17 protein-coding genes are annotated in these 21,682 nt (G+C 45.5%); 8 read left to right on the top strand and 9 right to left on the bottom strand.

The features are described 5' to 3' along the window. Together dacB and AC0VXX_RS09215 are read right to left on the bottom strand one after the other, a co-directional pair. Positions 1-1,611: a D-alanyl-D-alanine carboxypeptidase/D-alanyl-D-alanine endopeptidase gene (dacB, locus tag AC0VXX_RS09220; RefSeq protein ID WP_475516876.1), complete on the bottom strand. Its 1,611-nt coding sequence runs from the start codon at positions 1,609-1,611 to the stop codon at positions 1-3. A 174-nt stretch (positions 1,612-1,785) separates the two neighbouring features. Then, the gene (locus AC0VXX_RS09215) at positions 1,786-1,965 is read right to left on the bottom strand and encodes a hypothetical protein (protein ID WP_475516875.1); all 180 of its coding nucleotides are present in this window, start codon (positions 1,963-1,965) and stop codon (positions 1,786-1,788) included. A 573-nt stretch (positions 1,966-2,538) separates the two neighbouring features. Here AC0VXX_RS09215 and pssA point away from each other — a divergent pair. Continuing rightward, a complete protein-coding gene (pssA, locus tag AC0VXX_RS09210; protein WP_475516874.1) occupies positions 2,539-3,852 on the top strand; it encodes a CDP-diacylglycerol--serine O-phosphatidyltransferase in 1,314 nt (437 codons plus the stop codon). A 144-nt stretch (positions 3,853-3,996) separates the two neighbouring features. Then, positions 3,997-4,755 (top strand): tRNA-uridine aminocarboxypropyltransferase, encoded by a 759-nt coding sequence (locus AC0VXX_RS09205; RefSeq protein ID WP_475516873.1) that lies wholly within the window; start codon positions 3,997-3,999, stop codon positions 4,753-4,755. A gap of 675 nt (positions 4,756-5,430) precedes the next feature. On the opposite strand, the gene AC0VXX_RS09200 is transcribed toward AC0VXX_RS09205, so the two are convergent. The 5 genes from AC0VXX_RS09200 to AC0VXX_RS09180 form a co-directional block, all read right to left on the bottom strand. Beyond that, positions 5,431-5,733, bottom strand: coding sequence for a serine hydrolase (locus AC0VXX_RS09200; protein ID WP_475516872.1), 303 nt, complete (start codon positions 5,731-5,733; stop codon positions 5,431-5,433). Continuing rightward, positions 5,718-6,638: a serine hydrolase domain-containing protein gene (locus AC0VXX_RS09195; RefSeq protein WP_475516871.1), complete on the bottom strand. Its 921-nt coding sequence runs from the start codon at positions 6,636-6,638 to the stop codon at positions 5,718-5,720. The genes AC0VXX_RS09200 and AC0VXX_RS09195 overlap by 16 nt, the downstream gene beginning before the upstream one ends. A gap of 9 nt (positions 6,639-6,647) precedes the next feature. Beyond that, positions 6,648-7,277 (bottom strand): response regulator transcription factor, encoded by a 630-nt coding sequence (locus AC0VXX_RS09190; RefSeq protein WP_475516870.1) that lies wholly within the window; start codon positions 7,275-7,277, stop codon positions 6,648-6,650. Beyond that, positions 7,270-9,123, bottom strand: coding sequence for a sensor histidine kinase (locus tag AC0VXX_RS09185; protein ID WP_475516869.1), 1,854 nt, complete (start codon positions 9,121-9,123; stop codon positions 7,270-7,272). Before AC0VXX_RS09185 ends, AC0VXX_RS09190 begins: the two co-directional genes overlap by 8 nt. Before the next feature lie 806 nt (positions 9,124-9,929). Then, complete coding sequence (locus tag AC0VXX_RS09180; RefSeq protein WP_475516868.1) at positions 9,930-11,126, bottom strand: FAD:protein FMN transferase; 1,197 nt, start codon at positions 11,124-11,126, stop codon at positions 9,930-9,932. Between the two features lie 198 nt (positions 11,127-11,324). Here AC0VXX_RS09180 and AC0VXX_RS09175 point away from each other — a divergent pair, with 198 nt between their 5' ends. Genes AC0VXX_RS09175 through AC0VXX_RS09165 form a run of 3 tightly spaced genes read left to right on the top strand, consistent with a single transcriptional unit; the run spans position 11,325 to position 13,749 of the window. After that, positions 11,325-12,272, top strand: a complete 948-nt coding sequence (locus AC0VXX_RS09175; protein WP_475516867.1) for an FMN-binding protein — start codon at positions 11,325-11,327, stop codon at positions 12,270-12,272. 15 nt (positions 12,273-12,287) lie between these two features. Then, positions 12,288-12,677, top strand: coding sequence for a hypothetical protein (locus tag AC0VXX_RS09170; RefSeq protein ID WP_475516866.1), 390 nt, complete (start codon positions 12,288-12,290; stop codon positions 12,675-12,677). 31 nt (positions 12,678-12,708) lie between these two features. Next, the gene (locus tag AC0VXX_RS09165) at positions 12,709-13,749 is read left to right on the top strand and encodes a porin (RefSeq protein WP_475516865.1); all 1,041 of its coding nucleotides are present in this window, start codon (positions 12,709-12,711) and stop codon (positions 13,747-13,749) included. An 81-nt stretch (positions 13,750-13,830) separates the two neighbouring features. Here the strand turns inward: AC0VXX_RS09165 and AC0VXX_RS09160 are convergent, their stop codons facing one another. Then, the gene (locus AC0VXX_RS09160; protein ID WP_475516864.1) at positions 13,831-14,274 is read right to left on the bottom strand and encodes an HNH endonuclease; all 444 of its coding nucleotides are present in this window, start codon (positions 14,272-14,274) and stop codon (positions 13,831-13,833) included. Positions 14,275-14,461: 187 nt separating this feature from the next. On the opposite strand from AC0VXX_RS09160, the gene AC0VXX_RS09155 reads away from it, so the two are divergent. From AC0VXX_RS09155 to AC0VXX_RS09145, 3 genes are all read left to right on the top strand, one after another. Then, complete coding sequence (locus AC0VXX_RS09155) at positions 14,462-15,016, top strand: GNAT family N-acetyltransferase (protein WP_475516863.1); 555 nt, start codon at positions 14,462-14,464, stop codon at positions 15,014-15,016. Between the two features lie 370 nt (positions 15,017-15,386). Beyond that, positions 15,387-17,966 carry a M1 family metallopeptidase gene (locus AC0VXX_RS09150; protein WP_475516862.1) on the top strand — a complete coding sequence of 860 codons (2,580 nt, stop codon included), beginning with the start codon at positions 15,387-15,389 and terminating at the stop codon, positions 17,964-17,966. A gap of 225 nt (positions 17,967-18,191) precedes the next feature. Beyond that, the gene (locus AC0VXX_RS09145; RefSeq protein WP_110457849.1) at positions 18,192-19,112 is read left to right on the top strand and encodes a manganese-dependent inorganic pyrophosphatase; all 921 of its coding nucleotides are present in this window, start codon (positions 18,192-18,194) and stop codon (positions 19,110-19,112) included. A 143-nt stretch (positions 19,113-19,255) separates the two neighbouring features. Here the strand turns inward: AC0VXX_RS09145 and AC0VXX_RS09140 are convergent, their stop codons facing one another. Then, positions 19,256-21,658: a Lon protease family protein gene (locus tag AC0VXX_RS09140; RefSeq protein ID WP_475516861.1), complete on the bottom strand. Its 2,403-nt coding sequence runs from the start codon at positions 21,656-21,658 to the stop codon at positions 19,256-19,258. Positions 21,659-21,682 lie beyond the last annotated feature (24 nt).

Raw genomic sequence — 21,682 nt, 5'->3', positions numbered from 1 at the left:
TTACTGAGAGGGCGTTGGTTGGGATTCTTTCAATAACGCCGTTAACCATTGCGCGCTAAAGGGCATGGGTTGTGTCTGCTTTTGCTGTGGGTCGATGCCATTTTCAAGGATCACAAATAGCAGATTATCTTCAGCATTTAAGCTTAAATAGCCCGCTAAGTTGTCGACCCCTTGCATTGAACCTGTTTTGGCCTGCACCTTATCTTGCAATGGCGCTTGGCGGTAACCCGATTTGTATCGCAAAGAGCCGCTACGCCCGGCCAGCGGTAACTGCGCCAATAAAGACCGAAAGCGCTCATCTTGATAAATAAGCATTAATACCTGCGTCAGTTGCCTTGCGCTTAACAAGTTATACCGTGATAGCCCTGAGCCATCGATAATTTGCCCATAGTCAAGGTCAATGCCTTCATCAGTTAAAACCTGTTTCATTGCTTTAGTGCCAGAGAGAAATGTGCCTGGCTGTTGATACACATCCGCGCCTAGCGCTTTGAATAGGCTGTCGGCAATTAAGTTATCAGAGGTCAGTAACATGGTGCTCAGCAGTTCAGGCAAGGCCGCCGAGTAATGCTGCGCCAGCAATTTGGCCTGCTGGTTGACTTGGTTGCTGAGCAGCACGTTACCGCTCAGGCGCACATTACTTTTGGCAAAAAGTTGAGTCACTACTTGCTGGGCGTAAAGGGCTGGTTCATTAATGGCGATGGCCAGCTTCAATGCTTGGTTACCCGCAAAGCAACCGCTTAAGTGAAAGTGATTGTTGGGTAAGCGTTGTAATGCCAAATCGCACAATGCCCGTTGATTATTTTTATCAAACTGGGCACTGGTCGTTAAGGTGACAGGAAGATCCTTTGGAAAATTCAACTGGCTGTGATTGCTGCCAAGTTGCGGCGTGAGTTCACCGAAAATGCAATTTCTATCAATGACAAATTGCGACACAGGCGCGGCGTAACAGATGCCTAGATCGTCCCACACCCAACCAGGAGCGCGAAGCTGCTCTTCGGCCTGAGCCACTAAATAGACGTTCCCCTTAATGGTATGTACGCCTTGCTCGGAGAGCTGTTGTATTAAATGGCTTAAATCATTGCGGGTGAGGCTGGGATCGCCGCTAAAGCGTATAGAGAGATCGCCATTAAGCTCTCCTTTATGGTTCACTGATTGACCATAAAGGGCGGTGGTAAAGCGAAAGGCATTGCCCAGTTGAGCCGTTGCTGCAACGGCGGTCAGCAGCTTTTGGGTGCTAGCGGGCTGCATTAAAGTATCAATATTGTGCTGATATAACGCCTGGCCTGAATGTAAGTCGACCACGCCGATGGCTAATTGGGAGTGACGTGGGGCTAACTGACGAGTCATGTTTTCAAACGTTGCTGGCTGCAATTGCTGCAATGTCACCGCGTTTGCTTGCGACTTAGATTGTGATTGAGCCTGTACTTGAAATGGTGTCTGTAATTGGGGTGTTGATGTCCGTGTGGCTGTTGTCGCTGCGCTAGCGTGCTCGGCGCTATAGCCCGTTTGTGAGGTCAGTGCTGCGCTGGTCAGCGCACCTGCAAGAGTTAGGCTGAGCCATAATGAGCGGCGAGAGGGAACATATTGGGTGGCAAACAGTTTAAAAGGCATGGCAATGATAACGTTGAGGCTAAAGGCTCATTATGGACAGCTCCATAGGAGCAAGCAACTTTCTCTCTTTGGTGAGCATTTTACTGTAAGCCAAGCGTTTCTGCTTATCAGATGTTGATCACCCCAAGAATTAATACTCAGGCCTTATCTCTCTAGTTTTTGACTCGCGCGGCTTTATTCATCTTTATCTTCAGGCGCATCTTTTTCCATTAAACGGTACAGGCGCAAGGTGACAAAGAGCACCAGTGCAATAAATAGCGGTAATATCAGTAAACCTAACTGGGTTTTAAAATGAAAAATCCCCCAGGCCGCCAGTAACGTTAAGGCTAGGGTGATGAGTATTTTAGTGTTCATAATGATCTCATTTAAACGCAAACATTTTATTGTAACGTTTGCATGATGAAAAAGCCGTGACGGCGGCATAAATTTGATATTGATGGTTAATAATTGGACGACACTGGTGTGCTTGGTTAAATTAAAGCCACTATTTTGCTCGTCAACTCGCAATCCTGTAGAAAAACCTTGCCCCACGTAGCGTAAGTCGGTAATTTCTATCCCCTTGAGAGAAGGATAGGCTCACCATGGGCCATAATTGCGTCGATGAGGCTTTACGCAATACCACTAGAATGGTTTGCTGATGAGACATTGCTTATGCATTTAGGCCAAAATACCCGATAGTATTGGGTCGAAGATGTGGTTTAAACATGCGAGTCAATTGCGCTAATTAATCGAGTCATCCCAAAGATGCGCAAGTGGTTATTTCATTAAAGTGCTCATGTGAGACCAAGATCCTGACATACATCACGGGGCATAACGACACATTATCACGCAGGTTTGCGTTGGTCAGTTGTAAAGCCTTAAGGCATGTATTTGGGGATACCCCGTTGTTATTGCCGTGATGGTCACTATTTTTCGAAGGAGGATACCTTGCTGGATCAGCTAGGTGGTATTGCGTTACAACCCGATTCAATTCGTTGGTTGCTAACCCCCTCGGCACTAAAAGCCGAACTATTAACACAGATTTCTCAGGCTAAATTTGCCATTACGATCGCCGCATTGTATCTCGAAGATGACGAAGCGGGTCGTGAAATTCTCACGGCGCTTATGGATGCCAAAGCCAACAACCCCCAATTAGATGTCACCGTCTTGGTGGATTTTCATCGTGCGCGCCGCGGACTGATTGGTCACAAAGGCGATAGTGGCAATTATTTAATGTACCGCAAGGTGATGGAGCAGGCACAACATCCGATCACGATTTTAGGGGTGCCGGTTAAGTCTCGTGAATTTATGGGGGTATTACACCTCAAGGGCTTCATTATTGACGATACCGTTATCTATAGCGGCGCCAGTTTAAATAATATCTATCTACATCAAGGCGACAAATACCGCTTCGATCGTTATCACGTGATTGATTCGCCAGAGCTCGCTCGCTCAATGCGCCAAATGGTGCAAGATTACATTGTTAGCGATAAAGCGGTAACGTCACTGACTCAGCCGCAAGAGAGCGAACAGTTACCCGATAAGGCCGATGTACGCACACTTAAATCGCGTTTAAGCGCGGCACAATATGAGTTTACTGCCACCAAACGCGGTAATCGAGTGACGCCGTTAGTGGGACTGGGTCGTAAGCGTAATAAACTTAATCGGCTGATTGTTGATTTGGTTGCTGAATCTAAGCGCTCACTGTTTATCTGTACTCCCTATTTTAATCCGCCCTATATATTGTCTCGCGCCTTATCTAAGCACCTTAAGCAGGGAAAACGCATCGATATCGTGGTGGGTGACAAAACGGCTAACGACTTTTTTATTCCGCCAGAAGAGCAGTTCTCCACCATTGGCGCACTGCCTTACCTGTATGAACAGGCGCTGCGTAAATTTGCTAAGCGCCAGCAGTGGGCTATCGACTCTGGCCAGCTGAACATTCATTTATGGAAACATGGGCGTAATAGTTATCACCTCAAGGGAATAAGCTCGGATGAACAGTATCATCTGATCACCGGATCTAATCTTAATCCGCGTGCTTGGGCGCTGGACTTAGAAAATGGCTTGCTTATCCACGATAAAGAGGGTTGCTGGCAATCACACTTTGCTGATGAACAGGCGCATATTCTTGAGCATACCCAGCGTTTGTATCACTACAGTCAAATTGAAACCTTAAAAGATTACCCAGCGCCGGTGCGCAAAATTATGAATCGCATTCGGCGCATTAAGGCTGACTTTTTACTGCGCCGCATACTCTAGTGGTGATAAACCCATCAAAAAGGCGAGCAGATGCTCGCTTTTTTATTGTCCTCTATAATAGAGGAACCTTTGGCGTATCGTCGACACAACGATAGATGTGGCGCCACCATTGCATTGAAATTTTTTAAAGGCAAAAAATAGATTATGGGTTTTACACCTCACGCTATCCACCAGCGATATCAATATCGTAAAGCGATCTCAACCAGACCCTATAATGCTCGCGGTAAAAACCTGCTACGCTGCGAGGCCTGCTTATTGGCGCAGCAGTTTTGTACCTGTGAATTTCGTCGACAGCTTGACTCCAATGTCAGTTTTTTATTGATCATGTACGACGATGAAGTGTTAAAGCCCAGTAATTCGGGACGCTTAATTGCCGATCTTATTCCCGATACCCATGCTTATATTTGGTCGCGTAACTACGCTAATCGCAAACTATTGAACCTGCTTAACTCGCCGCACTATCAACCTTATGTGGTGTTTCCCAGTGAATACGCTAAACCGGGTCAAGCGGTTGTCGAGTCGGTGACCCAAACAGGCCAAGTCGAAGCGTCTCCTTCAGGAAAGCGGCCCTTATTGGTGTTACTCGATGGTAGTTGGCGAGAAGCGATTAAAATGTTCAGTAAAAGCCCTTATTTACATCAACTGCCGCTATTATCTTTTACCCCAGAGACCGCTGCGCGTTATGGCTTACGTAAGGGCAGTCGCGATTTCCAGTTAGGTACCGCCGAAGTGGCCGCGTTAGCGCTAGCAAGCGCAGGTGAAGTCGCCAACGCTAATAGCCTTAATGCCTGGTTCTCACTGTTTATTGAGTCATCATTGTTTAGTCGTAGCCGTAAAAGCACCCTAGATCTCTCACCGTTACAGGACTTACAAACAGCTTTTAAACTCAGCCTTAACCGATAATCTAAAAGAGCTAGCCGCTGTTGTTGTGATACCTAGCAACGGCACGGCGCTCTTTATCAACTCGATGGTAAAACGCTTTGACGTATTTATAGGGTAATTACGGGTATTTATTGTCTATCGTTCATGGCTTGGTGATGCTAAATGATGAATAGTTATGCCTCATTCTGAATATCGGTTAAAAATATCTCGGGGTTATATTTTCAAAAGTGCATAAAGCGGTATTTTTATTCAAATGAGTATTCTATGCGAATTTTAACCAGCTCGACATGTTATTAGCGTTAGGCTGGCATAAAAAATAGCGTTAACACAGATTAAGAGTGATCTTGTTACATTCGCGTCACGTAACGACTACCACTGCTCCGTGCCCCATCATCGTTATCGAGCATCTACTGAAGCATTTCGTATTGTGCGTTTATCGTTTGATAGGGACTGTTTTGGCTGGTTGGTATTAATCCATTTGGTTTAACGCAGTCGTTTTGGAGCAAACGTATTTTTGACTATAGAGTGTATCCCTGCAGACACATTCTAGTTGAGTTTGTCCATCACCTTCGGAAGGCACTCCTCCACGTGCCTTCCTTTTTTTATCTGTTTATTAATCCATTATTCTTGCTTGGTATAGCCCTTCATTGAGAGAAACGACTCAGTTATTGTCATCTAACGCTATTAGCTTACCTATCAATTGAGCCTGTTATGGTTATGAAGGCTAAATACTTGATGCCAAAATTGCGCGCTAAGCTCGCTCACTACTCTCGATTCGCCATTAAGTAAAATGGCCATCCCCAGCTTAAGCTCTGGCGAATAGGCAATTTCTGCCACATAACCCGCTACCCAACCTGCATGATATATCAACGTTTGACCTTCAAATTGATAGACTCGCCACCCTTTACCATAGTGGGCGTCATCAAGGTAAGGTCGCCAATCTCGTCGCCTAAGTTCTTTGGTGGTGCGTACACCTGGTGTGGTTACATCTTCAAGCACTCGTTGGGGGCCACATCGGGCCGATAACCCATATTGGCAATAAGCCATTTGCTGATATCTGTGATGCTGGCATTAACCCCTGCGGCGGGGGCTAACTGATAATAATTAGGTTTAACCTTGACGCGCTTAAAACCGCTTCGGGTTTTAATATGTGGCTCGGCGCGATTGCTGGCATGATTAAACGCCGCAAAGCCGACTGAGGCCGTGTCCATTGCTAAAGGGACAAATAGTCGTTGGTTAATCAGCTCATCATAGGGTTGACCGCTTTCTTGTTCGATAGCCTGCTGAATAAATGAGAAGGCAACATTTTGATAGCTATAACACACGCCGGGATTGCAGATGGGCGTTAGTTTAGTAAATTGACGGATCACATTATCCAATTGTACGTTGGCATTGATCAAGTTGTCGTAGCTGTTAGGCATGAGACCGCTGCTTTGGCCCACGATATGACCTAGGGTGATTTGCTGGCTTTGCTTGGGATCAGATAAGCGAAACTCGGGCACGTAAGTGACTATTGGTTGTTGCCAGCTAAGATCGTGTTCATGCACCAATAAGCTGGCAAGGGTGCCGGCAAAGGTTTTTGATATCGAGGCGAGGCGAAACACGGTATCGGCATTAACCTTTTCATTGCTGTCTTTACTGCGCTTGCCAAAGGTTGTGAGGGTGATAATCTCATCACCTTGCACGACAACCATTGCGCCGCCAGGCACCTTATTATTTTTTAATTCTCGGTGAAATTGGTGGTTAAAGCTCTCCGCCACATTTTGGTATTCTGAGGTTTTTGCTGTATTGCTCGCGTCATAAGTCGAGAGTCTAGCGGGTGATGTCTGGGCGCAAGTCGATGTAGACATAGACATGATAATAAGCGCGATGCTGTTAGCGGCTATAACCCGTTTTACATTCATGCAGCTTTCCTATTTAGGTGATGAGCGCGGTACGTTGATGTCGGCATCACTTTTCGCCATCAGATACGCCAATTCTGCAATATTGCTAACTTGCATCTTTTGCATCACTTTTTGTCGATGTAATTCAATGGTGCGCTGGGCGATATCAAGTTCATTGGCGATCACCTTATTGAGTTTACCTTCTAATACTTTATACATCACTTGCCGCTCGCGTGGCGTTAAGCTGTCGATGCGCTCGCTCACGCTCGCTTGTTGGGTACGCTGGGCATAGCGGCTAGCGGTATCGTGCTCCGCCAGCTTGATTAAGCTGTGGAGTTTATCGCCATCGACTGGCTTTTCTAGAAAATCGAGCGCCCCTTTTTGAATCGATTGCACCGCCATATTGATGGTGCCATGGCCTGTGAGCATAATGACGGCAATCGGGCTGAGGGTAGATTTTATCTTGTCTAATAACTCAATACCATCGATGCTGGGCATTTGAATATCTAATATGGCAATGCCGGGCTGCTGTAAATCAACCTGGGCAAGAAACGCCTCTCCGGAGAGAAAACACTGGGTTTGATGACCCAGTGCGTCGAGCATCCAGCTCAAAGAGTCCAATACATCTTGGTCATCGTCGACCAAATACAATTTACACATCTGTCTTTGCCTTCAGTGGAAGAGTCACGAGTATGGTTACACCACGTGGGTGTAGGGTTGCCCAGGGAGCGTCGCTGGTATTGAGTTCGCGATTGTTCATGGCGCGGATTTTTCCTCCGTGTTCTTCGATAATGCGTTTACATACCACCATGCCTAACCCGAGCCCATGCACTTTTGACGTTTCAAAAGGGAAGAATAGTCGCTGCTGCGCCGCTTCGCTTAACCCTGTGCCATTATCGGTAATAGCGATGTGCGCGTCTTGTTCAGTTTGGCAGATTAACATCGCCAGTTGCGGTTGCTCTATGGTTTCCATGGCATCAAGCGCATTGCGCAGCAAGTTAACCAGTACTTGCTGCATCAAACTCACGTCAATACACACGGTAAGTGGCATTAAGGTCAATTGGGGTTGCAGCTTCATTCGATTAAAGTCTGGTTGCATTAAATTAAGGGTATCTTGGATAAGCTCTTGCAAGTCACAATCTTGTAGCACACTGGGCTGGTGGCAAAACTGGCGAAAGCGTTTGATGGTGTTTTGCGCTCGGTCCACTTGTTGGATCGCTTTGGTGAGGGCCGATTTTAACTCATCATGACCGTCTCCAAGACGATAAATACACCCTTGGGTGAGATAACGGATCCCAGCGAGCGGTTGATTGAGTTCATGGGCGATACCTGAAGCCATTTCACCGGTTAATAGCACTCGCTGCGCCTTATAAAATTGTTTTTGTTGTTCAAATAACGCCTTTTGGGTGTTTTTGTGCTGCGCCATTTCATCGCTTAGGGCCTGAGTGCGCTTCACCACTAATCGTTTCACTCGCAGGTGGTGTAAGTATCCCAAAAGTAACACTAAGCCGGTGAGCATGGCCCAAGGCGTTATATCGGCAACCAGTCGCTGCCAGTTGGTGACAAAGGGCCAGCGATCTAGATGTTCGAGTAAGGCAAATACGTGATTGTCTTGCACTGGCGCCGACCAATATTGGTAACGCCCGTTAATAGCTTCACTATCGTCTGCCTCGATAGCCAATAGGGCGCGTACCACCTGCGTCGCAACACGATGATCTGTGTGCCCCAGTTTAGAAAACGCGTACGAGGGGTAAAGTTTGCTTGATACCTGACATTGAAAGTCGCTGTGCAGCTGGGGTAATAAAACGTGCAGTTTATCGGCCGAAATCGCCGCCTTGTTAATGGCGGTTTCTAACACGCAACTGGGCAAAATGGCTACATCGGCACGATCTTCAATAATATAGTTGAGCAGTTTATCTTGAGGAAAACCAACAAAGTCTAATTGCTTAAGATCACTAAGCGGTGCAATACCTTGTTCAACCATTTCTCCGGCAATAATTTGAAAGCCGCCAAAGGCGTTGGGATCTGTTGAGATAACCCTAAGCTGTTTAAGATCGTTAAGACTATTGATATTAAGATCTTTTTTAGCGATTAAGGCTGAGCCTATGGCATGTTCTGGCGTTACTCGAGTGTGAGGGACTAAGGTTAGTAGGTGGCTTACGCCATAATCTTTTTTAAATGCTACAGTAATGAGCGCGTTACCAATAATGAAATCGAGCTCATTATTGGCGACTCTTGCGACCAGCTGATCGGGCGTGAGTGGCACTAATGTCAGTGGCAGCCCAGTTTCTTTGCTCACCCGTGCTAAGGTCGGCGCCCAGCGTTGGTAGACCACCTCTGGCGCAGAAAAAGCCAGCGCACCCACAGTTAAGGGGCGATTGCGGGTTACTTTACTGTTATTAACAACGCCACCTTGTGTACCTTGAGCGGTTATTATGGTGATGTCGTCTGCGCCATAAGCCCTCCCCATGGTCATCACCAGTAGTAGGATGATGCTCTTGAGCATTGTCCTAAACATAGCTCTGAAGTTAATGTGGGTTGATTGCGGGAAAAGTGGATTTTGCGTGCGCAAACTCATTTCAAAGGCCAATAGCAAATATCATAGTCAGCATTATGACTTACTTTGAGCTATTTTCTTAATTGCTTAATTACAGGAGGTGATCTGGCTCACAAGGGCTACTGGGACTTACCCGTATCGCGAACTCATCAGTAAAGCGTGCTTAACGGTAAAGGGGAAGGAGTCCTCAGCTGTAAGGAGCCCTAACTATAAAGGGCGCTTTGCTGCAAATGGTCTTATTTTGACGTTAAACTTGGGTAAAATCATCACTCAAAGTGATCAAAGCGGCTAATGGACAAGTTTAAAACGAAGATGACAACACTGGCTGATAAACACAGCAAAATTATTGCTAGCATTCACCTTGATAAGCACTAAGTTAATACGCACCCATGCATGGCTCCGTAAAATAGAATTGGCATGTTAAGCCATATGATTGCGTCATATTTAGCCCAGTCTAATTTACATGTCACACTTATTATGGGCAATAAAGTAATTAGTTTATAGGCTTATTGCTTTAGTTGGCTTTTGATTGGTTGCTTTTATTAATTTATCTGGATGATTTATTCAATTAACTACAAGGTTGTTTCATTTAAACTCAATGGCGGATAATAAATGAAAACTTCACTTATTGTTAAATATGGTCAATGCGTTTTTTGATTTAAAAAATAAAGCCAACTTAATCTATTAAATTGGCTTTATGATTTCGATCCCATTACTAACTCAAGTTGCATTGCAAATTTAGAGTGATTTGAGATCTAGTTCTCATTTTTAGGGCTCAACCTAAATTGGTTAAAACGGTTAGATTCAACTTTATCGCCTTGTTCGTTTAAATACCAAATGGCCTCAACATAATCATGCTGATTCACAAAATCTAGCGCTTTATCTCGCGGCATTAAAAATAACATAGTTGAGATCACATCAGCATAAATCTGTTGATTATTTAAGACCACAGTCGTCGCTATGCCATTAGGTTTAGGGTAAAGAGTCGTTGGGTCTATTAAGTGATGATATTGCTGTCCCTTCACCTCAAAGTAACGTAAGTAATTACCGCTACTGACGATAGTCAAGTCTTGACCTGTCACTACTTCATGGAACTGTCCCTCAAAGGTGGCGCATTTAGGCAATTGATAGTCACTTTTTTTACATAGCGGATCTTCAATCGCAGTGACAAACTGACGCCCCTCAGGATGCAGACCAAAGTGACGAATGTTACCGCCTGCATTGATCATAAACTGCTGTGCACCGTCGGTTTTTAATTGGTCATACACCTTTTCGGCCATCCAGCCTTTGGCGATACCGCCTAAATCGATACTCATGCCATCTTGTAAGCGAATGGTATTGGCTTGCCTATCGAGTTGTATCGCTTCTATGTGAGTCAATTTGGCTGCAGCAGTTAATTCTACAGGTGTCGGAATACTGCACTGGCTGGGATCATTATTAGCCTTAATGCAGGCAAAACGATGATTGCGCCACAGGTCGATCACCGGCGACAGGGCAATATTAAAATAGCCATTGCTTTGCTTATACCAATCGATACCTGATGCGATAAGCGCGGTCAGCTGCGGATCGATACTATGGGTTTTACTGGGAGACTCATTAATGGTTTTGATATTGGTTACATGGGGATAGGTGCTGTAATTGGATGCCAGATAGTGGTACTCCTGGATCACGGCCAATGCGTTACACAGCGCTGTTTTTGCTTGCACACTATCTATATTGTACAGATTGATAGTGACCGAGGTGCCAAAATACTTAACCGTGTTGAGTGTCGCGACCTTGTCATCAAAACTGATTAAACCGTTAGCTTCACATTGATAAAATTGCGTTAGTGTCTCGGGCGAATATTTATCGCTAGGTAACAGTTTTGCCGCGTTAACATCATTTGCTAACGCAGCAGCACTGCTACATAAAATAACCGCCGAAGCGAATAATGTGGGGAGTGAATATTTCATAATGCATCTTTATTGATTAATTGCCTGCTATAAGAAGTAGCACTAAATTAGTGGTGCTACCTATTATATTCGCGAGAAATGTTACCTTGTTCAAAGTTATTAACGTTAAGTTGCAAACCTGCGGTTTTCCGCAATTGTCGAAATATCTGGTCGGTTTATGCTGATAGCCAATGATTAAATAAAAAGGGCAATCAAAAGATGACCACTCATAAACGTTTTAAACAAAGCCTTATTTTCACCGCTATTACGCTTGCTAGCTTAACGACTGTCGGTTGTGCCACTCAAGTTGCGCCAGGTAAATATGTTGATGGCGTGCATCAAGTACAAGCCAAAGGTAAAAAAAGTCAAATCGTACTCGAAGTCAAAGTGGAGCAGGGCAATATTGTCGATATTAAAACCCAGTCTCATAATGAAACAGAATCATTATTTCTTAATGCCGAGCGTTTATTGGCAAAAGTCCTTAAAAACAACGGTCATGAAGGTATCGATGCAGTTTCAGGTGCCACTTATTCATCAAACGGTATTTTAAAAGCAGTTAATAAACTACCACGTGCTAACGGTATTCAACCTGAATATGTGGCTGTTGGTTCAAAAGAAGCCTCAGGTGACGATGACTTTAAATTGAAATGGTCGATTCAACCACAATTGGGCTTGATCTCTGGTGACTATTACTATGAGGAAGCACGTTTCCGTCAGGGCCATAAAGGCAGCATGACCGTCGTCACTAACAGCGCCAACAAAGATGACGTTATTTTAGCCGAGTTTAACGAGAGCGGCCGCCCTAACTACTACACCCGTTTATACCAAGATGTACCTAAGCGTATGTCTGAATACAACTTCACTATGGGTAAGAAAAAAGGCACGGCGTGGGTGCAATCAGCACTGACCATGGAAAAGTTGATGATGGAGAAAGACCAACTCATCTTCGAACCTAACCCAAATCACGATCCTAAATTGGCTAACAAGCTAAAAGAGCCAAACCGTTTACGCTACCTAGGTATCGATATTGTTGCGGGTGCATCAAACAGTATTCAGCAATCGATGATCCCATTAACAGCCAAAATTTATGATCAAATCCAAACTCAAGGTACCCATTACAAGTTCTATCAACACGCCGAAAAAGTGCTAGACAGCAAAGGTAAATGAACCGGGATCACTGGCATGTTGCGTGTCGTGGTTGATACCGACACCAAACAGATCGCTAAGGCGCAGTTTGATGAGATCTTCGCTGATGAAAAAGCGCAGATAGCAGATGCCTCAATGAAAAAATATTATCGTCAATCAAAGTATGACTCTATCAATTATGTTGAGCCTGCACGCATCGGCTTTAACGTGATGTTTGATGCACTTAACGAACATCTTAAGGCTGGTGGATCACTATTTGACATCAATGATTTACCTGCAACAGGTGACAGCGGTAGCTACGCGGCAACCGGTTTCACTAAGCGTTCAAGTTCATGGGATCTGTACCTAAAGCATGCCGATATTCTGTATAAGCAGATGCGCGCCGATGGTGTGATTGTGGAACACAAACGTCCTGCGACTAAATAACCCCTTTATACAAATATAAGAGATGATGATTATGAAAACATTTACGCTTTCTTTATTAGCCACCAGTCTACTTATGTCACCACAGCTGTTTGCTGATGATACGGTTAATTTTTATGGTCGTTTAGACTATTCAGTGACTAACTCAGATTCGGGTAGCGCAACTCACGACGGTAAAAGTGGCACTATTTTAGAAAACAACTTCAGCCGTCTTGGGGTTAAAGGCGAAACGGCGCTTAATCCAGACTGGTCAATCTTTTATAAGGTTGAAGTGGGCGTTAACGGCGCATCACAAAGCAAGTCAAACAATCCGTTCTCTGCACGTCCGACGTTTATCGGTATTAAGCACGACAGTTTAGGCGCACTTGCGGTAGGTCGTATCGACTCTGTATTTAAGATGGGCAAAGGCTTTGCCGATGCATTTGATAATTACAGCCTAAAGCACGATCGTCTTATGCCGGGTGACAAACGCCATGGCGATTCATTCGAGTATAAGAGCCCTAAATGGAACAAGTTACAGCTAGGCGCTAGCTATTTGATGGAAGACAACTACTTTGCCGAATCCGATGTTCGCAAAGACAACCCTAACTATCAAGTGGCAGTGACCTATGGTGATAAGTTCTTTAAGAGCGGTAACGTCTACCTGAACGCGGGTTACTCTGACGGTATCGAAGATATTAAAGCAACGCGCGTTGTTGGCCATATCAAGCTCGATAAATTAAAGCTTGGCACCATAATGCAACAAACTGAGTTGATGAATCCGAACAAACCGCATTATGAAGATCGTGATGGCTTCGGCTTTATCGTCAGCGCCACGTATCAAATTGACCAACTATTGCTAAAAGCGCAATACGGTAATGATGATTCGGGTACGGGTAAGATTGCGCATCGCGTTTATGATGCACTTGGTAACGCGGCAGTAGCTGTGCCTGAAGTCAGCCAGTGGGCTGTTGGCGCTGAGTACCGCTTAGCTAAATCGACACGTATTCACACCGAAATCGGCCAGTTTGATGTTAAACAATACTCAGACTTTGACGACACCATTGTGAGTTTAGGTCTGCGTTACGACTTCTAACGGATAAATCACTCTTTCTGTTATCTCCCAACAGAGCTGCACATGGATGTGCGCCCCCTTATTATCTAACATCAATATCACTTACCGCCAATCTTGCTCCATCGATGCCATCTTGCCTAGGTTACATGCTTCGCACAAAATCTGTAGATTGTTGATATCCAGCGCCAGTTCCGGATAACGCGATCTGGGTTTGATGTGGTCAACATGCAGTACCGCGCCCGTTTGCACCGATGCTCCACAAGATACGCAGCGGCGGCCATAGCGTTCTAAGGCCTCTAAACGCAGCTTTAGCCAGGCTTTGCTTTTATAAAAATCGACGCTGTCGCTTAATGGTGATGCTTCAAAAGGAGCGTCAAAACTTAAGTGACCTTGGGTGTCACTGAAAAATGAGGCGTTGATATCGCGTTCATCTTGATGTTTAACCAACCACTTGCCAATGCCGCGCATCGCGCTTTGCTCCGTTTTGTAGTGTTTAGTGCGAATCCTATTGGCAATCCTAAACGTGACGCTAAAATATCGCTCCATTTATTGACTCCTACTTTTCATTGATTGGCACTTAGCTGGCACTTAACGTATCGCTTAACGGACCCAGCATAAATCAGTTTTAACTATTTTTCATTAACTTACCTTTGGGTGTTGGCTAAGTTTAAGGCTATTATGTGTAGCCATGAAATGGCAGTCGATTCAATAAAATATGGATAAGGAGCCACATATGAACATCGCCAATAGCCCCAGATTACGTTTTGAGATGCTGACCCAAGATGATGCCCAGTTGCTGTTTGAGCTGGATCAAGACCCAGAGGTGATGCGTTACATTAACGGCGGTAAGCCTAGCACCATGGACGAGATAACTAATATCATACTGCCACGGCTTAATGCTTATACCAATCCAGAACAAGGTTGGGGCATATGGAAGGTCACGACATTAAGTGACAATGCGACCTTACCATCGACCTTTATTGGCTGGATTTTAGTGCGTCCTATGGATTTTTTTAGCGATAAGCCCAAGTACCATGATATTGAACTCGGTTGGCGCTTTAAAAAGTGTACTTGGGGCAAGGGTTACGCCACTGAAGCGGCCTGCGCTGTGAGTGATGCCATAATCTTGCAACCCCGGGTTAGCCACATCTCTGCCGTGGCCGATAAAGACAACATAGCCTCGATTAACATCATGCAAAAACTGGGCATGACCTATCAAAAAGTCGCCCCTTACCCAACGCCTACCGGTGAGGTGCCCGTTGTGTATTACCAAAAACCAGTTCGTTAGGCTGGCATTGTCAACGTAACGACATTAGCCGATATGATTGTCGCATGCCTAGTCGCACACTGAGTAAAGCGTGGTTCAGCGGCGTACATCCACAGCATGTGACATTACCCTTTTAGTAAGTAGATGTGTCGTCTGCTAGCTATGCTAAGCGCACATTTGTTAACATTCGCTACAAATTTGCCACAGCCTATATTGCCTCGCGGTTTAAAGCAGCATAGCCAGCAGCAGAGATTAATTAACAATTATCAATGTAAATGGTCAGTCGTAATTTTATAACCTACTGATATTTAACCGTATAACATAAATATCAGCCTGTGCAGTGAACGACGATACCACCTAATCATCACTCTATTTCTAAAAAGGAGATTTCATGTACCGTATCGTTAACGGCGGACTCGTGACCGTAGCGTTGCTCAGTTGCACTAGCCTAAGTGCCAATGAATTTGTATTAAGTAAAGTCGCTAAACCTATCTCTCAAGCGGTGCAGTTGTCACTGGATCCGGCCCGCGATGATTTTTCAGGTTCGACCCAAATCTCCCTTAACGTGCTCAACGCCACCAAGGTGCTCGACATCAATGGGCTGGCCTACACTACCAGTAATGTGACCTTGAGTGGCGATAAGCCCTGTGAAATGTCGGCCACCATGCTCGACACTGGCATAGTGAAACTCAGCTGCCCGCATACTATTACCCCTGGTGAATACACCTTGTCGCTCGATTTTACCGCCCCCTATAATCGGCAATCGGTCGGCTTATATAAGACTATCGATGGCGACTTACCTTATCTGTTTACCCAATTTGAGATGAGTGATGCACGCCGTGCATTTCCGCTATTCGATGAGCCTGAGTATAAAATCCCATTTCAGCTCACCATTAGCGCTCCTAGTCGCGAAAAGGTGTATAGCAATACACCCGAGGTCGACACGCAGCAGCAAGATGGCATGACCATACATACCTTTGCGCCAACGCAGACCATCTCCTCTTATCTGGTGGCGTTTGCGGTGGGGCAATTTGAAGAGATAGAAGTGAAGGGCATGAGTGTCCCTGGCCGGGTGATCACCACTAAAGGTAAAATTGCCTCAGCCAAATATGCCGCCGAGCAGATGCCTATCGTATTAGGGGCATTGGAGGACTACTTTGGTGTTGATTATCCTTTTGCAAAGCTGGACTCTGTCGCCGTACCTGAGTTTCCTTTTGGCGCCATGGAAAATGCCGGGTTAGTCACTTACCGTGAAGATATTTTATTGCTCGATGATGCCAGCGCCACCCAAAGTGCCCGTCAACGTACGGTATCCATTGTTGCTCATGAGCTAGCCCATCAATGGTATGGCAACTTAGTGACCATGGCGTGGTGGAATGATTTATGGTTAAACGAAGCCTTTGCCAGCTGGATGGCCGCTAAAATTACCCATCAGACTCACCCAGAGTTTGAGTCAAACTTACGTTTGCCCAAAAACCGCGTCATGAGCCTAGATGCGCGTTTATCGACTAAGCCGATCCGTAAGCCGATTAATAATGAAGCCGATATTATGGATGGCCTAGGTTTAGCCTATAGCAAAGGGGAAGCTGTGCTTGCCATGGTTGAAAACTGGATTGGGGAAAGTGCCTTTAAGGCGGGTATTCGTCAATATATTCAAGATCATGCTTATAAAAATACCACCGCCGATGATCTGTGGAACGCGCTGGCGAAAGCCTCTGGTAAAGATGTGCCCCAAGTGCTGCGCACTTTTATCGAGCAATCATCTTACCCGCTAGTGAAAGTCAGTCTTAATGGTGATCAATTAACCTTATCTCAGCAGCGCTTTGTGAGCGCAGGGACGCAAGCTCCAGCGCAAACCTGGACAGTGCCAGTGTCGCTTAAATTTGGCGATGCGAAACAGAGTCAGCAACAAACCTTACTGCTTGATAAGCCAAGTCAAACCTTTACATTGCCCTTTGCCCCCACTTGGGTTTTCCCCGATGCCGATGGCATGGGCTATTACCGTTGGTTACTGCCAGAACCACAACTGAGTGCATTATTAGCCACAGCCAAAACGACACTCAATCCACGTGAGCGACTCGCGTTGCTGTCGGGCGCCGATGCACTGCTTGATGCAGGCTTTATTGATGGCGGCGCACTGCTCAATATTATCGGTGAATTTGTCGATGATCAGCATCCACAGGTGGTCGCCAGTGCATTAGGGCTGTTGCAGGCACAAAAACAGACCTTTATAGATGCCAGTAATCGTGAGTTATGGGCCAAGTTTGTGACCGCCAGAGCTCAGTTAGCGGTCAAGCGTTACGGTTTATCGACCGTCGATGGCGAAGATCCGCAGATCAGTAAACTGCGCCCAACACTGATCGCGCTGCTAGGGTTTGAGGGACAAGATCCCAATGTCATTGCAACAGCAACCAAACAGACACAGGCGTATTTAGCGCAAAGCGATGCGGCTGATCCCTACTTGATTGGTACTTATCTGCAGATAGCCGCGTTTAATGGCGACGACACCTTGCTTGAGCAGATGCAGCGTCAGTTTGAAACCACTAAAGATGCTCAACAACGCACCCATCTGTTGTATGCCTTAGGTTATGCGCCTGCGGGTAAGTTGCAGCAACAGATATTAGCTTACAGTCTGAGCGAGGCGATAACCGCGCCGGATCTGAGTTATCTTTATGCGGGGCAGCTGTATCGTGATGATCGCAAACAAGCTTTTCGTGATTGGGCTTATGCGCATTATGATGCGATTGCCAGTAAATTACCGCCGTTTGCACTACCTCGTTTACCAGGCTACCTTGCCAGCGGTTGTGAGCTGGCGCCACTTGAGCGGGCTGAGGTGTTTTTCACCCCAAAAGTTGAACACGTCGCCGGTTATGGCCGCAGTTTAGCTAAACTCAATGAGCAGGTTACTAACTGTGTGATGTTAAAACAGCGCGAGCAGGCCAGTGTGGTGAGTTTTCTTCAGCAGCAATAGCCTCTCAGTTGATTAAACATCATAATAAAGCCCGCATTGGCGGGCTTTTATGTGTTAGGTGACGTTTAAATAAGCGTTTATCGGCTAAGCTAGGCTCAGCGGCTGAGTACACTATTTGAATGACCAATAATGTTAATGCCAATTCCACTATTTTATCGCGTTAAGCTACTGTAAATTGATGTCGACTTTGATAAAATGCCGAAAAATTTTCATCGAGAGTTAATTATGCCAATGTACGTTGTGGGACATAAGATCCCGGATTCAGATTCTATTTGCGGCGCAATTGCGCTGGCTTACCTCAAAAATCAGATAGGCGAAGCGGCCATTGCAGCTCGTCTTGGTGAACTTTCACCAGAAACAGCCTTTATTTTAGAGCGTTTTGGTTTTGACGCGCCAGAGTTTAAAGAAAGTTATGCTGGCGAAGAAGTGTATATTGTTGACCACTCTGAATTAACCCAAGCGCCTGACGATATTGACCAAGCCACTATTGTGGGTATTGTCGACCATCACAAGCTGGGTGACTTAACCACATCGACTCCGCTTGAGTGCTGGATCCGCCCAGTGGGTTGCAGCAACACAGTGATCAAGATGATGTACGATTTCTATGGTGTTGAAATTCCTAAAGATATCGCTGGCATCATGCTATGTGCCATTTTAAGTGACACTGTGATCTTTAAATCTCCGACGTGCACCACTGCCGACATAAAATGTGTTGAAGCGCTAGCTGAAATTGCCGGTGTTGAAGATTACAAAGCCTTAGGCATGGAGATGTTTAAGGTGAAGTCTGCGGTCGAAGGCACGCCAGTACGCGATCTGGTGATGCGCGACTTTAAAGACTTCAACATGAATGGCAAACTCATCGGTATTGGTCAGCTTGAAGTGATCGATTTGTCAGTATTTGACGACATCAAAGCCGATCTTGAAGCCGATATCGCCGCCTTAAAAGCGGAAGGTAACCGTCACAGTGTGCTGTTGTTGCTCACCGATATCATGAAAGAAGGGTCTGAAATGTTGGTGGTGTCTGATGACAGCGAACTCACCACCCGCGCCTATGGCAAAGCGACCGAAAATGGCCGCGTTTGGCTTGATGGTGTGTTGAGCCGTAAAAAGCAGGTAGTTCCGCCATTACAAGATGCGTTGGCATAAGCTACTCCCTTATATTGATAACTTGTATTGCTTATATTGATAACTTGTATTGATAACTTGTATTGATAACTTGTATTGATAGTAAGTTGTAAAAAAGCCGGCAGTTGCCGGCTTTTTTTGTGGCGCGTGTTAAGGCCTATGGCTTAGTCGGCTTTTTTGGCTTGTTGCTTCGCATGCTGTCGTAATTTTTGCAGGCGTTTATCCGCTATACCTAACACTGTCTGCGGCGGATAATCTTCAAACTCAAAGTCCCGCTCGCCGCAAGCTATGCCTGTGAGTAATTCAATGGCTTCTGAAACATGATTAATCGCCCAAATGGAGAAACGGCCTTGCTTAACCGCAGCGACGATGTCATCGCGTAACATTAAATTTTGCACGTTGGCCTGTGGAATAATCACCCCTTGGCTATCGCTGCGTCCTTTTATGGTACAAACATCAAAGAAGCCTTCGATTTTTTCATTGACGCCACCGATAGGCTGAGCATGGCCAAATTGATTCATCGAGCCTGTTATCGCAATATCTTGTCTTAATGGCAGTGCCGAAAACGCCGATAAAATAGCACATAACTCGGCCATCGATGCGCTGTCGCCATCGACGCCACCGTAATTTTGCTCGAAGGTGAGGTGAGTCGACAGGGGGATTTTATCGGTTTGGCCAAACAAGGTTGCCAAGTATGCGGTTAAGATCATCACCCCTTTTGAGTGAATACTGCCGCCAAGATCCACCTTGCGTTCAATATCAAATACCGCACCTTCACCATAAGCTGTGGTGGCCGTTATACGATTAGGCACCCCAAATTGATGATCCGAGGTGGCAATAACCGATAACGCATTTATCTGACCGACAACCTTATTGGCCGTGTCGATTAGAGTGGTGCCATCGATAAAACTTTGCATCACATTATCTTTTAAACGGCACACTCTAAGCTCATGATTATAAAGAGCTTGCTCTACATGGCTCACCCTTATCATATTAGCGTTGCTGGATTTTGCCACGTAATTAGCTTCACGTAATAGGTTAGCAATGTCGGCTGAATGTAGGGATAATTTATACTTTGAGTCGGCCTGACGCGCACTAAACTCAATAACCCGTTTTATAGCCCCTCGATCGCAATGCAGCATCTTATTACCACTGACAATACTGGAGATAAATTGGGCGTAAAGCGCCTCAGATTGTGCGGTGCGAGGCATCTCGTCTTCAAAATCGGCGGTCACTCTAAATAGCTCTTTAAACTCAGGATCGTAATGTTGTAATAACTGGTAGGTTTGATAATCGCCAAAGAGGATAATTTTGACATTAAGCGGCACTGGCTCGGGATCAAGCGAAATGGTCCCCGACAAGGTTACCTCTCGCTCGAGCGAGCTTAAACTTAACTGGCGTGACCGCAGTGCGCGCTTTAATCCATCCCACACATAGGGCTGCTCTAATACCTTGATGGCATCGATCATCAACACCCCGCCATTGGCGCGATGTAGGCTGCCTGGGCGGATCAAAGAGAAATCAGAAAAAATAGTGCCTTTAAAGGTCGCATTTTCGATGTAACCAAAAATATTATGATAATTAGGGCTCTCTTCCACCACGATAGGCATGGTTTTATCGGCTTGATTAACCAATACATTCACTTGATATCGGCGGGGCATTTTTTTCTGCATCGACGCATAAGCAAGCGCAACCTGTTCTTCATTTTGCTCTAAGAAAATATCCAGATTATCGATAATATCCTTATGCATATCATGCAGGTGGGTTTTAATCACGGGATAGTCAGCATAGCTTAGCTTTAACGGGTCCATTAAATGCACTAAGACATCTTGGGCCACTTGTTCGTCATGCTTTTGTTGTTGATCGCTATAACGCTCTTCCCAAGCAGTAAATTTACGCACCACTTCACGCAGTTTTGATTCTATTTCACTGATGTTATTTTCAAGCGTCTGTTGCTGTTTATGACTTAATGCCGCAAATGTGGCTTCAGAGTGGGGCTCATCACCATTCATGGCGAGTAATTCATAGCCGCCCTGAGCGGTAATACTTAGGCTGATGTGTTTAGCCGCGGCCTCTTTAGTGATCTTATTTAATGCCGCTTCTTGTTTACTGGCAAGCTGTGCTTTTAATTTGTCTGCCCGGGTATAGTAAATCTCGTTATCGAATGCCAAGGGTAGGGCTTTGACAAGCCGTTTCATCAACTCTTCAATATCTTTTTTAAATTGGGCGCCTTTACCCTGAGGCAGTTGCAGCACCTTGGGTGTGCGAGCGTCAGCAAAATTAACCACATAACACCAGTCATAAAGCGGATGATGCAGACCAGGATCATAGCGGTCTAAATAGCGCATTACCATCGTCCGCTTACCCAAACCATTACGGCCGATGGCGTAAATATTGTAGCCTTTGTCCTGCATCGACATGGCAAACTCAACGGCACTTTGGGCCCGCTCTTGGCCAACGATTTTATCTAACGGGTTAAGGCTTTTAGTCGATTTTACTTTGGCATCTAAACTGCTTAGCAGGGATGGTAGGTAAAGTTCGGCACTGGTAAGAGGGGAGATTGGCATACGCTAACTATCTCATATGAAAAT

Source organism: Shewanella sp. QJM3NY_23, from assembly GCF_056173105.1.
This window is presented reverse-complemented; position numbering and strand designations above follow the sequence as displayed.

Bases quoted from the DNA above. Each gene is read 5' to 3' on its own strand.
- AC0VXX_RS09145 (WP_110457849.1), top strand. From the start codon at position 18,192: ATGCCAATGTACGTTGTGGGACATAAGATCCCGGATTCAGATTCTATT.
- AC0VXX_RS09180 (WP_475516868.1), bottom strand. From the start codon at position 11,126: ATGAAATATTCACTCCCCACATTATTCGCTTCGGCGGTTATTTTATGT.
- dacB (WP_475516876.1), bottom strand. From the start codon at position 1,611: ATGCCTTTTAAACTGTTTGCCACCCAATATGTTCCCTCTCGCCGCTCA.
- AC0VXX_RS09165 (WP_475516865.1), top strand. From the start codon at position 12,709: ATGAAAACATTTACGCTTTCTTTATTAGCCACCAGTCTACTTATGTCA.
- AC0VXX_RS09155 (WP_475516863.1), top strand. From the start codon at position 14,462: ATGAACATCGCCAATAGCCCCAGATTACGTTTTGAGATGCTGACCCAA.
- AC0VXX_RS09195 (WP_475516871.1), bottom strand. From the start codon at position 6,638: ATGAATGTAAAACGGGTTATAGCCGCTAACAGCATCGCGCTTATTATC.
- AC0VXX_RS09185 (WP_475516869.1), bottom strand. From the start codon at position 9,123: ATGCTCAAGAGCATCATCCTACTACTGGTGATGACCATGGGGAGGGCT.
- AC0VXX_RS09150 (WP_475516862.1), top strand. From the start codon at position 15,387: ATGTACCGTATCGTTAACGGCGGACTCGTGACCGTAGCGTTGCTCAGT.
- AC0VXX_RS09160 (WP_475516864.1), bottom strand. From the start codon at position 14,274: ATGGAGCGATATTTTAGCGTCACGTTTAGGATTGCCAATAGGATTCGC.
- AC0VXX_RS09190 (WP_475516870.1), bottom strand. From the start codon at position 7,277: ATGTGTAAATTGTATTTGGTCGACGATGACCAAGATGTATTGGACTCT.
- AC0VXX_RS09170 (WP_475516866.1), top strand. From the start codon at position 12,288: ATGTTGCGTGTCGTGGTTGATACCGACACCAAACAGATCGCTAAGGCG.
- AC0VXX_RS09215 (WP_475516875.1), bottom strand. From the start codon at position 1,965: ATGAACACTAAAATACTCATCACCCTAGCCTTAACGTTACTGGCGGCC.
- AC0VXX_RS09205 (WP_475516873.1), top strand. From the start codon at position 3,997: ATGGGTTTTACACCTCACGCTATCCACCAGCGATATCAATATCGTAAA.
- AC0VXX_RS09140 (WP_475516861.1), bottom strand. From the start codon at position 21,658: ATGCCAATCTCCCCTCTTACCAGTGCCGAACTTTACCTACCATCCCTG.
- AC0VXX_RS09175 (WP_475516867.1), top strand. From the start codon at position 11,325: ATGACCACTCATAAACGTTTTAAACAAAGCCTTATTTTCACCGCTATT.